Raw genomic sequence first — 13,618 nt, forward strand, 5'->3', positions numbered from 1 at the left:
TCACATCTCCGCGGTGAGCCGGGCCACCACCCGCATCTTGTTCATCGCGTCCAGGGCCGCCACCTTGTACGACTCCGCCAGCGTCGGATAGTTGAAAACGGCGTTCACCAGGTAGTCCACGGTGCCGCCGCACCCCATGACGGTCTGCCCGATGTGCACCAGCTCCGTCGCGCCCGTGCCGAACACGTGCACGCCCAGCAGCCGCCGGTCCTCCGAGGACACCAGCAGCTTGAGCATGCCGTACGAGTCGCCGATGATCTGCCCCCTGGCCAGCTCCCGGTAGCGCGACACGCCCACCTCGAACGGCACCTTCTCCCGCGTCAGCTCGTCCTCCGACTTCCCGACGAAGCTGATCTCCGGGATCGTGTAGATGCCGATGGGCGTCAGCTCGGCCAGCTCCTCGACCGGCTCGCCGCAGGCGTGCTGCGCGGCCACCCGGCCCTGCTCCATCGAGGTGGCCGCGAGCGCGGGGAAGCCGATCACGTCGCCCACGGCGTAGATGTGCGGGACGGCGGTGGCGTAGTTGTCGTCCACCGCGATCCGGCCGCGCCGGTCGGCCGCCAGACCCGCGGCCTCCAGGCACAGCTCGGCGGTCTTGCCCTGGCGGCCGGCCGAGTACATCACGCAGTCGGCGGGGATCCTCTTCCCGCTCTCCAGCACGGTCAGCGCGCCGCTGCCGCGCCGCTCGACGGCCGCCACGTTCTCGCCGAACCTGAAGGTGACCGCCAGGTCGCGCAGGTGGTACTTCAGCGCCTCGACGATCTCCAGGTCGCAGAACTCCAGCATGCGCTCGCGCCGCTCCACCACCGTCACCTTCGTGCCGAGCGCGGCGAACATGGAGGCGTACTCGATGCCGATCACGCCGGCCCCGACGACCACCAGCGTCTCCGGCACCCGCTCCAGCCGCAGGATCGCGTCGGAGTCGATCACCGTACGGTCGTCGAACTCCACGCTGTCCGGCCGGGCCGGCGAGGTGCCGGTGGCGATCACGATCCGGTCGGCGGTGATCTTCTTCTCGGCGCTGTCGTCGTCGCCGGACACGCCGATCGTGTGCGGGTCGAGGAACCGCCCGGTGCCGTGCAGCACCGTCACGTGGTTGCGGGCGAGCTGGCTGCGGATCACCTGGATCTCGCGGCCGATCACGTGCTGCGTGCGCATGCCGAGGTCGGTGACCGTGATCTCGTCCTTGACGCGGTAGCTGGCGCCGTACAGCTCGCGCTGGTTGAGCCCGGTGAGGTAGAGCACCGCCTCGCGCAGCGTCTTGGAGGGGATCGTGCCCGTGTTGATGCACACGCCGCCGATCATGTGCCGTTTCTCGATCACGGCGACGCGCCGGCCGAGCTTCGCCGCGGCGATCGCGGCCTTCTGTCCGCCGGGCCCGGAGCCCAGGACAACTACGTCAAAGTCCGCCACAACGTACAGTGTGCGGTCCGCCGCACCGCGCCGGAAAGCCCCGTCTGCCAGACTCCGGAGTATGTTGCGCGCCTTCACCCAGGTCGACGTGTTCACCGCCACCCCCTACCTCGGCAACGCGCTCGCGGTCGTGCTGGAGGCCGACGGGCTCGGCACCGAGGAGATGCGGCGCTTCGCCGCCTGGACCAATCTGTCCGAGACCACCTTCGTCCTGCCGCCCACCGACCCCGGAGCCGACTACCGGGTACGCATCTTCACCCCCGCCCAGGAGCTGCCCTTCGCCGGGCACCCCACGCTCGGCACCTGTCACGCCTGGCTGGAGGCCGGGGGCACGCCGCGCGACCCCGGCGAGATCGTCCAGGAGTGCGGGGCGGGGCTCGTACGGGTGCGGCGAGCCGGCGACGGCCTGGCGTTCCAGGCGCCGCCGCTGATCCGCTCGGGCCCGGTGGAGGAGCCGCTGCTGGCGAGCATCGCCGAGGCACTCGGCATCCCCAGGGACGCCGTCGTGGACGCCGAGTGGGCCGACAACGGCCCCGGCTGGGTGGCGCTGCTGCTCGCCGACGCCGAGTCGGTGCTCGCACTGCGGCCCGGCACGGTGCCGTGCGACGTCGGCGTGGCGGGGCCCCACCCGGCGGGGTCGGACCTCGCGTACGAGGTGCGCGCCTTCTTCCCGCTCCAGGGCGCCACCGTCGAGGACCCGGTCACCGGCAGCCTCAACGCATCGCTGGCCCAGTGGCTGCTGCGCACCGGCCGCGTCACGGCACCGTACGTCGCCGCCCAGGGCACCGCGATCGGCCGCGCCGGCCGGGTGCGGATCGACGCCGACGACAGCGGGAACGTGTGGGTCGGCGGATCGACCGTCACCTGCATCGCCGGCCGCGTGGAGCTGTGACCGGCCGCCTCAGCGCTCGCGCTGGACGGTGAAGCGCACCTCGTCGCCAGGGCGGAGCTGCGCGGCCACCGCCAGGTCGGCCGCGCGCAGCACGGCGATCACCGGATAGCCGCCGGTCGGCGGATGGTCGGCGAGGAAGACGATCGGCTGTCCGCTCGGCGGCACCTGGACCGCGCCCGTCACCATCCCCTCGCTCGGCAGCTCGCCCTCCCTCGCCCGCACCAGCTCCGGGCCGCGCAGCCGCACGCCGACCCGGTTGCTGTCCTGCGTCACGACGTAGGGAGCCGCGCACAGCTCCGCCAGCGCCTCCGGCACGAACCAGTCGTCGCGCGGCCCCGGCAGCACCCGCAGCACGGCCGGACCGAGCTCCGGCAGCGGCGCGTAGTCCGCCACGAGCCCGCCCACCGCGGGCCCCACGGGCAGCCGCGTGCCCGCCCGCAGCGGTTCGGGGCCGAGCCCCGACAGCGAGTCGGTGGACCGGCTGCCCAGCACCGGCGGCACCGCGATCCCGCCCCGCACCGCCAGGTACGTCCGCAGCCCCCGCGAGGGCGCCCCCAGCCGCAGCTCCGCCCCGGCCGGCACCCAGAACGGCGCCCCCATGCCGGCCCCGCGCACCGGCCCCGCCGGCACCGGCGCGCCTGCCAGCGCCGCCCACGCGCCCGTGAGGAAGCGCAGCCGCGCCGAGCCGAAGGTCAGCTCGATGCCCGCCAGCTCCTCGGGGTTGCCCACCAGGCGGTTCGCCAGCTTCATGCTCGCCACGTCGGCCGCCCCGGAGCCGGGCACCCCGAGGTGGGCGAGGCCGGGCCGGCCGAGGTCCTGGACGGTGGCGTACGGGCCGGGAGAGATGACCTCGATCACGCGGGCTCGAACCTCACTCGCGTGCCCGGACGGAACGGCGTCGGCGGATCGGCCGTCACGTCCCACACCCGCAGCGTGGTGTGCCCGAGCAGCCGCCAGCCGCCCGGCGACGCGCTCGGGTAGACCGCCGAGTAGGGCCCGGCCACCGCCACGGACCCGGCGGGCACCGAGGTGCGCGGCGTGCCCAGCCGGGGCACGTGCAGCACCGGGTCGAGCCCCGTGAGGTACGCGAACCCCGGCGCGAACCCCAGCCACCCCACCACCAGCTCGCGCCCCGCGTGCCGGGCGATCACCTCGTCCACGCCGACGCCCGCCAGCTCCGCCACCGGCTCCAGGTCGGCCCCGTCGTAGACCACGGGAATGGTCACCACCGGCGCGGCGGCGACCGGCCCGGCGTCGGTCGTCCTGTCACGTTCCCTGGCCAGCACGTCCGCCAGCCGCTCGCGCAGCCGTTCGCGGTCGCCGCCCGGAGCCACCACCAGCACGGTGCCGGGCCCGGGGACGATCTCCACGACCCGGTCGGGCCGGTCGCGCCGCAGGGCGGCGTCCACGCGGTGCGACAGCTCCAGCGAGCCCGTCTCGACCAGCAGCCCGTGCTCGCCCGCCAGGCGGATCATGTGAACGCCTGCAGGACCACCCCGGCCGCCAGCAGGCCGTCCCGCACCTCCTGCGCCAGCCGGACGGCGCCCGGCGTGTCGCCGTGGACGCAGATCGAGCGCGCCCGGATCGGCACGGAGCTGCCGTCGACGGCCGTCACCGAGCCCTTGACCGCCATCTCCAGGGCCCGCGCGGACACCTCCGCCGGGTCGTGGATCACCGCGCCCTCCTCCCTGCGCGGCACCAGCGTCCCCTCCGGTGTGTACGCCCGGTCGGCGAACGCCTCGCTCACCGTCGGCACGCCCGCCGCGGCGGCCACCTCGTGCACGACCGAGCCGGGCAGCGTGAGCACCGGCAGCGTGACGTCGTAGTCGGCCACCGCGTCGATGAGGGCGGCCGCCTGCTGCCGGTCGCGCACGACGCGGTTGTAGAGCGCGCCGTGCGGCTTGACGTACGACACCCGCCCGCCCATCGCCCGCGCGATGCCGTCGACCGCCGCGAGCTGGTAGAGGACCTCCGCGCACAGCTCCTCGGGCTCGACGTCCATGGCCCGCCGGCCGAAGCCCGCGAGGTCGCGGTAGGACACCTGGGCGCCGATCGCCACGCCCCGGTCGACGGCCGCCGCGCAGGTGCGCCTGATCGTCACCGGATCGCCCGCGTGGAAGCCGCAGGCCACGTTGGCGCTCGTGACGATGTCGAGGAGCGCGAGGTCGTCGCCGAGCCGCCAGATCCCGAAGCTCTCGCCGAGATCGGCGTTGAGGTCAATCACCATGGCACCATCATGCTAAGTCGTCGCTGCTCCGGCGGGCCGAACGCGGACGCGGACCCTGTATGTCAGATCTCGTCAGGGATGTCGGCGATGTCGTCGAGGGCGGCGGCGAGCTCGTCGGGATCGCCGCCGATCCGCTCGGCGATCTCGATGAGCACGTGCAGCACGTCGTGCCGGTCGTGGCCGAGGTCGAGCAGGCGCTGGGCGGCCTCCCAGAGCTGCGGCGGGTCGCCCTCCCACAGCCGGGTGGCGATCTCCTCGTGCCAGGCCAGGTGCTCCTGGTCGATCGCGCCGCCGTGGTCGATCTCCAGCAGCGTGCGCCGGTCGGCCTCGTCGGCGGGGTTGAGCCGGTCGAGGTCGATGCCGTTGTGCACGCCCTGGAGGTAGGGGAACGCGAAGATGCGCCTGGCCAGCGCCGACAGGTCGCCGTCGGGCAGCAGCCGCTCCAGCAGCGGCCGGTCGAGCCCGAACGTGGTCGGATCGCGGTAGGCCTCGGGGAACTTGCCCGTCGCCTCCCACACGGCGTCGAGCGTGGCCCGCAGCCCCTGCTCGGGCAGGCCCGTGCGGCGCGCGGCGAAGCGCACCCACGCCGACAGCACGTGCGGCATGGCGTCCTGCTCGGCCGCGCTCAGCATGACCTTGCGCGGCAGCCAGTCGAGCAGGAACGTCTCGCACTTGGTCGGGCTGACCCGCAGCGGCCGGTTGAAGTCCTGCTCGCAGCCGTAGTCGATGATGTGGTCGGCGCAGCGCGAGGCCGCGGAAGGGTCGGACAGGTGCTCGGCCGCGTCGGAGGCCAGGAACTCGGCCGCCAGCATGGCCCGCCGCTCCCTGCTGTAGGGGGCCTCGATGTGCAGCGGCGCCGGGCGCTTGCGGCCCGGGGGCAGCGCCTTCAGCCGGGCGCGGGCGAAGGCGTGGTAGGCGCTGTAGCTGTCGCTCACCGACGGGGGCGTCTTGGGCTCCCTGGTGGCCTTCATCGCCGAATCCAGCAGCGCCCTGGCCTGCTCGGGCTGGATCTCCTCGAACAGCAGCATCGGGTTGCCCGCCGCCTCGGCCCTCGCCTGCTCCAGCAGCTTGTCGACCTGCGAGGACACCCAGGCGTCGCGGGCCATGCCGCTCATGTTGTAGTCGACGACCACGACCAGTGCGTGCCGGTCGGTCGGGTCGGATGCCTCGTTCCAGCGGTAGGCGAAGGTGCAGATGACGGTGTCCTGGTCGCCGTAGGCGTCGCGGGAGACGTAGCAGCCGGCCGGCTTGACCGCGCCCACCTTGTCGGCCCAGCCGGGGCGCGCCACGCCCGACTCCATCATCGCCAGCGCCGCGCCTTCCGCCTTGGCGCCCTGGCGGGCGGTGCCGAGATAGGCGAGACAGATCAGCAACGTCAGCGAGGCGGGATTGCCGGCCTTGGCGGCGTAGTCGACCAGCCCCTCGCCGAGCACCTGCTCCACGTCGCCGCCCCGGACCCGTCTGCCCCACCAGGCCCCGATCATGTCGGAGACCATCAGCTCCGCGTCGAGCGGCGTGCGCACGGCCAGCAGCTCGCGGGCCGCCGTCACCATCTCCTTGAACACGTCGTCGGGCGGGGTGCTCTCCCGGGGATCTCGTCGGTGTCGGCGCACACCCTCACTCTCTCGTATTCCAGGCGCAAACGGTGCGGAGAACTCGGCCTGGTAACCCCGATGTTATCGGGGATCTCAGCGTTGTCGGAGTATCGGTGTTGCCGGAGTCTCAGCGCGGGTCGCGCGGCGGCGGCGCCGAGTTGACGATCGCGAGCAGGTGCTCGCGCGCGATGCGTTCCACGATCTCGGGCGTCGCCGAGACGCCCAGGTGCCTGGCGCACGCGCAGACGTCGGCCACGCAGCGGTCGATGATGTCCACGGGTACGGTCAGGAACTCTTCGGCCAGCCGGAGACTGACCGGTTCGCGCAGGAACCGTGTGGCCAGAGCGAGCATAGGTGTCAGATTCCTCTGGAAGCCCGGGGGCAAACCCTCAGGAACGTGTGCTGGGCGACTTGCGCTCTCATTTCATCCTTTCTCGGACGGGTGTCAAGCCTCCGCGACGCCTGTGTTCACTTCACCCGGCGCCCATCCATGCCAAGCTGTCTCCATGCGCATCCAGCTCGCCCAGAAGAGCGAGGCGGACGAGCTCCTCGGCCGCAATCCACTCGCCCTGCTCGTCGGCATGCTCCTCGACCAGCAGATCCCCATGGAATGGGCGTTCACGGGGCCGCACACCATCGCCGAGCGGCTGGGAGGCGACCTCACGGCCGAGCGCATCGCCTCGTATGATCCTGAGGCGTTCGCCGCGCTGCTCGCCGAGAAGCCGGCCGTGCACCGCTACCCCAAGGCCATGGCGGCCAGGGTCCAGGCGCTCGCGGCCCACCTCGTCGAGCACTACGACGGGCGGCCCGAGAACATCTGGGCCGGGACACCCGACGGCAAGGAGTTGTTGAAACGACTCATGGCCCTTCCGGGATACGGCAAGCAGAAGGCCCAGATTTTTTTGGCATTGCTGGGGAAGCAGTTGGGTGTTCAACCTTCAGGCTGGCGTGAGGCGGCCGGAGCCTACGGCGAGGAGGGTTCACACCGGTCGGTGGCCGACGTCGTCGACGCCGAGAGCCTGGTCCGCGTACGTGCCGCCAAGCAGGAGGCCAAGCGCGCGGCCAAGGCCGAGTAGCTGCGCTGTAACCTGATCTTGCTGCGCGACGTGGAGCGATTTTGACAGGATGCGTTGACCTTAGGGGCGACCGGGCCGCGGCGGGGGCTTCCGTCCGCACATGCCCATCGCCGATGATGTACTGCAGGATCCGGTCGCCCGGAGCTGTGCTACACCCAGACACGACTATGGAGATGTGCCGCGTGGGAGACCCTGGCACGCGACGGAGGTGCGGACGATGAGCGCCGAGACCTCCGTTCCCCGTCCCCGGGAGTCGGATGTGGACATCTCAGACTCCGCCCTCTTCCAGGGCATGCTGTCCGAGGCCGAGTTCGCCTTCGCGTTCTTCGACGGCGACGGCCGCGTCCAGCGCGTCAACGACGTCTTCTGCGGCGCCGTCGTCAACGTGCCCGAGGAGCGCCTGGTCGGCCGGCAGCCGGTCGAGGCGCTGACCGCAGACCTCAGCCAGATCATCACCCACGCCGTGCAGGCCGTGATCGAGACCGACGCGCCGGTCACCGAGGGGCGCGTCCGCGTGCGGTCGGCCGAGGGCGACACCCGGCACTGGTCGCTGTCGTTCTCGCCGGTCCACGACGACTCGGGCGAGCTGCGCGCCGTCGCGCTCGTCGGCATGGACGTCACCGAGAGCCGCCAGACCGAGGAGGCCCTGCGCCGCAGCGAGGAGCGCTACCGCTCGCTGGTCGAGGCGCAGTCCCAGCTCGTCTGGATCACCTCGCCCACGGGCGCCGTCGTCGAGGACGCGCCCCAGTGGCGCGCCATCACCGGCCAGGGCCTGGAGGAATACCTCGCCAACGGCTGGCTGGAGGTCGTGCACCCCGAGGAGCGCCAGCAGACCGAGGAGGCCTGGCGGGAGGCGCTGCGCGGGCGCACCATGTTCGAGTGGAACTACCGGGTGCGCACCCGGGCCAGCGGCTACCGGCACTTCGAGGTGCGTGCCGTGCCGATCATCCGGCACGGCAGGGTCGTGGAGTGGGTCGGCGCCAACACCGACGTCACCCCGCAGCGCGAGGCCGAGGAGATGCGCGGCAGGCTGACCGACCAGCTCGGCGCCGCCGCCCTGCGCACGGCCCGGCTGCAGGGCGCCACCGCCATGCTCGCCGAGGCGCTGACCGTCGAGCAGGTCGTGCAGGTCATCATCGACGTGGGCCGCACCGCCCTGGCCGCCGACCGCTCGGCCGTGGCGCTGCTCGACACCGACCGCGCCGCGCTCAAGCTCATCAACGGCGAGGGCATCCCCGAGGCGTCAGGCGCCTCCGGCGAGGAGATCCCGCTGTCCAGCTCCAGCGTCATGACCATGGCGGTCAACAGCCGCCGCCCGGTCTTCGCCGAGTCGCCCGACAGCTTGCGGTCCCAGCTCCTGGAGGCGGGCGGCGACGAGGAGGTGCTGGGCAACTACCTCGCCAGCAGCGACGAGCGGGCCTGGGTGGGCCTGCCGCTGCTCGCCGCGGGCCGCGCGCTGGGAGCGCTCCGATTCTCCTTCACGCGCCCGCAGAAGATCTCCCAGGAGGACGGCGTCTTCCTGGAGGCGCTGGCCGGCCAGTGCGCGCTGGCGGTCGAGCGGGCCACCCTGTTCGAGCGCGAGCACCGCACCGCCGAGACGCTGCAGCGCAGCCTGCTGCCCGACCGGCTGCCCGTGGTCAAGGGCCTGGAGCTGGCCCAGCGCTTCCGCTCGGGCAGCCGCCACGTCCAGGTCGGCGGCGACTGGTACGACGCGTTCGTCCTCCAGGACGGGCGGGTCGCGGCGGTCGTCGGCGACGTCATGGGCAAGGGCGTCAAGGCCGCGGCCGGCATGGGCCGCATCCGCAACGCCATGCGCGCCCTGGCGCTGACCAACCCGCCGCCCGCGGCCGTCCTCACCGGCCTCGACCGCGTCTTCGAGGCCACCGAGGAAGAGGAGCAGGTCACCACCCTGGCCTACATGGTCGTCGAGCCCGTCACCGGCGAGGGCACGCTGGCGCTGGCCGGCCACCCGCCGCCCGTGCTGGTCTCGCCGCAGGGCACCGCGATCCTGTGCGACGGCGAGCCCGGCACGCCGCTGGGCTGGCCGACCAGCCGCAGGCAGTTCCGGTTCGTGGTGCCGCCGGGACACACCGCCGTGCTCTACTCCGACGGCCTCGTGGAGAACCGCAAGCGCGGGCTGGACGCCGGACTCGCGGACCTTTGCAGTGTTGTGACCGAAGCGCCGCCTGAGGTGGTGAAGAGTCCTCACATGTTGCTGGACTTCCTGGTTGACCGGATGTTGTCTGGATATGAACAGGATGATGACGTTACCGCGCTCGCAATTCACGTTCCGCCAGCCACGAAGAGTGACTGAATGAAACAGTCATAACGGTTGCTTTCGGGTATCAGTGCCCCGCTTACGTACGCACTACTGCCTTGGTCGGCCTAGGGTGGAGGTCAACCGCCGGGAGGTGGCCGTATGGAGTGCGGGGTCGTGCCACAATGCTGTGCAGGTCCGTCGCGGTCCGCACGGCCTCACCGATCTCCGAGAGAGGCAACAGCCCCCCAGCGGGCATCTGGGTCCATTGTCGCCACGCGTTCGTTCGAGAGGTGTTCGTGTCGCCTGCAAGTTCGACTCGCTCGAAGCCACAAGAGCTGAACGAGCCCGTCATTCAGCGACTGCTCGAGCGTGGGCGCTCGCAGGGTTTCCTCGAGTCTGAGGATGTCCGTCAGGCCTTCGAGGAGGCGGACATCCCCATGTCGCACGCCGCCGCGTTCTTGCGGAACCTCAGCAAAGAGGGCGTGACCGTGGTGGTGACCGCCGCGGATTCGGCTGCGCCGAAGAAGTCTCGTGGTCCAGCAAAGCGCCGCACCGCCGCCCCCGTCAAGACCAAGACGGCGGCGGCCGCCAAAGAGCAGCAGCCCGAGACCGTGACCGCGGTCGTCGGCACCGCAGAAGCCGAGCCGGCCGCCAAGAAGGCGGCCCCCGCGAAGAAGGCCGCTCCGGCGGCCAAGAAGGCCGCGGCTCCCGCCGCCGCCAAGAAGGCCGAGCAGAAGACCGCAGCTGGGCCTGCCGAGACCAAGCCGAAGGCGTCCGAGGGCGCGCGCGGCGAGTCCGACGAGGTCGAGGACCTCGAGCTCGACGGTGACGTGGAGCTGGAGGACCTCGAGGACCTCGACGTCGAGGACATCGTCGTGGAGGACTCCGACGCCGAGGGCGACAGCGAGGACTCCGACGACGACGAGACCGACGAGCCCAAGCCCGCCGAGATCGCCGCGACGCAGAAGAGCGAGGACGAGGTCCTCATCCTCTCCGACGACGACGATGACGCCCCCGTCGCCCAGGTGGCGGCCGCGGGCGCCACCGCCGACCCGGTGAAGGACTACCTCAAGCAGATCGGCAAGGTCCCGCTGCTCAACGCCGAGCAGGAGGTCGAGCTCGCCAAGCGCATCGAGGCCGGCCTGTTCGCCGAGGAGCAGCTCGGCAGCGGCGAGGCCGACGGCCTGCCGGTCGACGTCCGCGCCGAGCTGGAGTGGATCGCCGAGGACGGCCGCCGCGCCAAGAACCACCTGCTGGAGGCCAACCTCCGGCTCGTGGTCTCGCTGGCCAAGCGCTACACCGGCCGCGGCATGCTCTTCCTCGACCTGATCCAGGAGGGCAACCTCGGCCTCATCCGGGCCGTCGAGAAGTTCGACTACACCAAGGGCTACAAGTTCTCCACCTACGCCACGTGGTGGATCCGGCAGGCGATCACGCGAGCCATGGCCGACCAGGCGCGGACCATCCGCATCCCGGTCCACATGGTCGAAGTGATCAACAAGCTGGCCCGCGTCCAGCGGCAGATGCTGCAGGACCTCGGCCGCGAGCCCACGCCGGAAGAGCTCGCCCGTGAGCTGGACATGACGCCCGAGAAGGTCGTCGAGGTCCAGAAGTACGGGCGCGAGCCCATCTCCCTCCACACGCCGCTGGGCGAGGAGGGCGACAGCGAGTTCGGCGACCTCATCGAGGACTCCGAGGCGATCGTCCCGGCCGACGCCGTCAGCTTCACGCTGCTCCAGGAGCAGCTGCACTCCGTTCTCGACACGTTGTCGGAGCGGGAGGCGGGCGTCGTGTCGATGCGCTTCGGGCTCACCGACGGGCAGCCCAAGACGCTGGACGAGATCGGCAAGGTCTACGGGGTCACCCGTGAGCGCATCCGCCAGATCGAGTCCAAGACCATGTCCAAGCTCCGCCACCCGTCCCGCTCCCAGGTGCTGCGCGACTACCTGGACTGAGCACTTCCGCCAGGCACACCAGAAGGGGGCTCCACCGGTCCGATGGCCGGCGAAGCCCCCTTCTGCCGTTCCCGGCCCCCGACATCGCCGGGGCCTGGATCCGTGTCAGAAGTCGTCGTGGTAATAGCCGGCGGCCCTGGCCTCCTTCTGCGTGCAGAAGAACCTCTTGTGGAACGGCGTCACCGCGTAGTCCTCCTCCCCGGGGACCAGGTAGCCCGGGGCCGCGCCGTCACTGCCGACGACGGGCAGGCCGCCGCACTTGATCACGTGGTAGGGGTAATGGGTCATCGCGCCGACCAACGGCGCGACCGGTGCGAGCGCGTATACCGCCACGGCCGCGACCAGCGCGCGCAGCCAGTCCGGCCGGAAGCGCAGCAGGGCGAGCAGGATCAGACCTGCGAGGTAGGCCAGCGTGAACAGCACCAGGTACGCCACCGCGAACAGCACCCACGACCGCCCACGCAACGCGACGATCACCGCGACCACGCCCAGTGCGGGCACACCGATGACGAACGCGGCCAGCCATGCGCTCGCTCGCTGAAATGACCTCATGCGTGGTCAGATGATCAAATTCGTCCGTTGGTTCTCGGACGTGGCCAGGCCCTTCCGCGTTCCATGCCCCCCAGTGAGGTCAGGGCAGATGCACGTCCAGCGTCCAGGGACGGGCGGGCCGGGGCGGGGGAGTGAGCTCGACCGTGCGGCCGAGGTCGGCGAGGATCTTGGCCAGCTCCTCGGGCGACGACGGGACGGCGTCATGCAGGAGCAGGGCGCGGGCGATCTCGCCGCGGGTCGCCTTGGCCATGTGGCTGACGACCTTGCCGTCGCGGAAGACGCGCACCGCCACCGACCGCTCGCCCGGCTGCCACGCGCCCGCGTACGTCGCCGAGCGCATGTCCACCACCAGCCCCGGCACCGGGTCGAGCGCCTTGGCCAGCAGGGGCCGCCAGAAGGCCGACAGGCCGCCGAGCGGCGGCAGGCTCACGCCCATCGACAGCCGGTAGGGCGGGATCCGGTCGTCGACCCGCACCACGCCCCACAGCCCCGAGAAGATCAGCACGGACTCCTCGGCCCGCCGGCGCGCCTCGCCCTCCAGGGTGCCGAGCCCCAGGTTGTCGTACAGGACGCCGGTGTAGAGCTCGGCGGCGGGCAGCGTGGGGGCGGTCTTCAGCGCGGTGTTCTTGTCCAGCTCGCCGGCCAGGCCGGGCGTCAGCCCGAGCACGTCGAGGGCGTCGCGGCGCTTGGAGGCGCGTACGAGCGCGTTCAGCACCCGCCGGCGGGCCCGGTCGAGCGCGGGGAAGGACAGCTCGCCGACGGGCGGGCCGCTTCCTTCCATGGCCTTGCCCTCGGACGGGGGCAGCAGTATCAACACAGGTCACTAGCTTATGGGCGACCTGGTCCGGCCCTGGTCGTGACCCGTCGGCTACGCTGCGCTGGTGGATTTCGACCGACTTGTCCATGAAGCGTGGCCGGCGTACGAGCAACACGAGCATGACGGGTGGGTGCTGCGGTACGCGGGCGGCGTGACCAAGCGGGCCAACTCGGTGCTGCCTCTCGGCCGTCCGGCCGACCTGGTCGCCGCGATCGCGGCCGCCGAGGCGTTCTACGGCGACCGTGACCTGCGTCCGGCCTTCTCGATGGGGCCCGGCGCCACGCCCGGCCTGGACGAGGAGCTGGAGCGCCGGGGGTACGAGCTGGTCGATCCCACCCTCGTGATGACCGCCGGGTCGCTCGCCCCGTGGCGCGGGGAGCATGTCAGGATCGAGGACCAGCCGTGGGCCGACTGGCTGGACACCTGGTGGGCCGTGGACGGCCGGTACGAGAGCGGCCTCGCCCACGCCGCCCGCGTCTGCGCCGGAGTGCCCGCGTGGTACGCCGCCTACGAGGAGAACGGCGAGACCCTGGCCGTGGGCAGGGCCGTCCCCCAGGGAAACACGCTCGGCGTCTACTGCATGGCGACCCGCCCGGAGGCACGGCGGCGCGGCCTGGCGCGCACGATCCTGCGGGCGCTCGCGCACCACGCGGGGGCCGGCTCCGCCTACCTGGTCACCACCGCGCCGAACCAGGCCGCCCAGGCGTTGTACCGCAGCGAGGGCTTCGAGGTGGCGGCGCGCTACCACTACCGCGTGCGCTGAACCCGGATGTGACAAGGATCACACACACGCAGAACGGCCACCCCGGGCGGACCCGGGGTGGCCGTTCT

General features: G+C 71.8%; 13 protein-coding genes. 5 read left to right on the forward strand and 8 right to left on the reverse strand.

The window, feature by feature from the left end; translation table 11 throughout:
- Entirely contained in the window at positions 1-1,413 is a 1,413-nt protein-coding gene (gene sthA, locus SMD20_RS43120) for a Si-specific NAD(P)(+) transhydrogenase (protein ID WP_329592320.1), read from the reverse strand.
- Positions 1,414-1,474: 61 nt separating this feature from the next.
- Here sthA and SMD20_RS43125 point away from each other — a divergent pair, with 61 nt between their 5' ends.
- Positions 1,475-2,305 carry a PhzF family phenazine biosynthesis protein gene (locus SMD20_RS43125; protein WP_329592322.1) on the forward strand — a complete coding sequence of 277 codons (831 nt, stop codon included), beginning with the start codon at positions 1,475-1,477 and terminating at the stop codon, positions 2,303-2,305.
- Between the two features lie 9 nt (positions 2,306-2,314).
- On the opposite strand, the gene SMD20_RS43130 is transcribed toward SMD20_RS43125, so the two are convergent.
- The 5 genes from SMD20_RS43130 to SMD20_RS43150 all read right to left on the reverse strand — a co-directional run bounded on the left by SMD20_RS43130 (position 2,315) and on the right by SMD20_RS43150 (position 6,479).
- Complete coding sequence (locus tag SMD20_RS43130) at positions 2,315-3,163, reverse strand: biotin-dependent carboxyltransferase family protein (RefSeq protein ID WP_329592325.1); 849 nt, start codon at positions 3,161-3,163, stop codon at positions 2,315-2,317.
- Positions 3,160-3,780 carry a 5-oxoprolinase subunit B family protein gene (locus SMD20_RS43135; protein WP_329592327.1) on the reverse strand — a complete coding sequence of 207 codons (621 nt, stop codon included), beginning with the start codon at positions 3,778-3,780 and terminating at the stop codon, positions 3,160-3,162. Before SMD20_RS43135 ends, SMD20_RS43130 begins: the two co-directional genes overlap by 4 nt.
- Entirely contained in the window at positions 3,777-4,532 is a 756-nt protein-coding gene (locus SMD20_RS43140) for a LamB/YcsF family protein (RefSeq protein WP_329592329.1), read from the reverse strand. Before SMD20_RS43140 ends, SMD20_RS43135 begins: the two co-directional genes overlap by 4 nt.
- A 62-nt stretch (positions 4,533-4,594) precedes the next feature.
- Positions 4,595-6,145, reverse strand: coding sequence for a hypothetical protein (locus SMD20_RS43145; RefSeq protein ID WP_442942577.1), 1,551 nt, complete (start codon positions 6,143-6,145; stop codon positions 4,595-4,597).
- A 109-nt stretch (positions 6,146-6,254) separates the two neighbouring features.
- Positions 6,255-6,479 (reverse strand): hypothetical protein, encoded by a 225-nt coding sequence (locus tag SMD20_RS43150; protein ID WP_329592331.1) that lies wholly within the window; start codon positions 6,477-6,479, stop codon positions 6,255-6,257.
- 154 nt (positions 6,480-6,633) lie between these two features.
- Between SMD20_RS43150 and SMD20_RS43155 the strand changes: the two genes are divergently transcribed.
- The 3 genes from SMD20_RS43155 (at position 6,634) to SMD20_RS43165 (ending at position 11,418) form a co-directional block, all read left to right on the forward strand.
- Positions 6,634-7,203: an HhH-GPD-type base excision DNA repair protein gene (locus SMD20_RS43155; RefSeq protein WP_329592333.1), complete on the forward strand. Its 570-nt coding sequence runs from the start codon at positions 6,634-6,636 to the stop codon at positions 7,201-7,203.
- A gap of 217 nt (positions 7,204-7,420) precedes the next feature.
- On the forward strand, positions 7,421-9,517 hold the full coding sequence (locus SMD20_RS43160) for a SpoIIE family protein phosphatase (RefSeq protein WP_329592335.1): 2,097 nt from the start codon (positions 7,421-7,423) through the stop codon (positions 9,515-9,517).
- Positions 9,518-9,759: 242 nt separating this feature from the next.
- Positions 9,760-11,418: an RNA polymerase sigma factor gene (locus tag SMD20_RS43165; RefSeq protein WP_329592337.1), complete on the forward strand. Its 1,659-nt coding sequence runs from the start codon at positions 9,760-9,762 to the stop codon at positions 11,416-11,418.
- A gap of 105 nt (positions 11,419-11,523) precedes the next feature.
- Here the strand turns inward: SMD20_RS43165 and SMD20_RS43170 are convergent, their stop codons facing one another.
- Both SMD20_RS43170 and SMD20_RS43175 read right to left on the reverse strand, forming a co-directional pair.
- Positions 11,524-11,970: a hypothetical protein gene (locus tag SMD20_RS43170; RefSeq protein ID WP_329592339.1), complete on the reverse strand. Its 447-nt coding sequence runs from the start codon at positions 11,968-11,970 to the stop codon at positions 11,524-11,526.
- 79 nt (positions 11,971-12,049) lie between these two features.
- On the reverse strand, positions 12,050-12,787 hold the full coding sequence (locus tag SMD20_RS43175) for a YaaA family protein (RefSeq protein WP_329592341.1): 738 nt from the start codon (positions 12,785-12,787) through the stop codon (positions 12,050-12,052).
- A gap of 64 nt (positions 12,788-12,851) precedes the next feature.
- Between SMD20_RS43175 and SMD20_RS43180 the strand changes: the two genes are divergently transcribed.
- Positions 12,852-13,550, forward strand: a complete 699-nt coding sequence (locus SMD20_RS43180; RefSeq protein WP_329592344.1) for a GNAT family N-acetyltransferase — start codon at positions 12,852-12,854, stop codon at positions 13,548-13,550.
- Positions 13,551-13,618 lie beyond the last annotated feature (68 nt).

This window comes from Nonomuraea sp. LP-02, assembly GCF_036289125.1.
GTDB lineage: Bacteria > Actinomycetota > Actinomycetes > Streptosporangiales > Streptosporangiaceae > Nonomuraea > Nonomuraea bangladeshensis.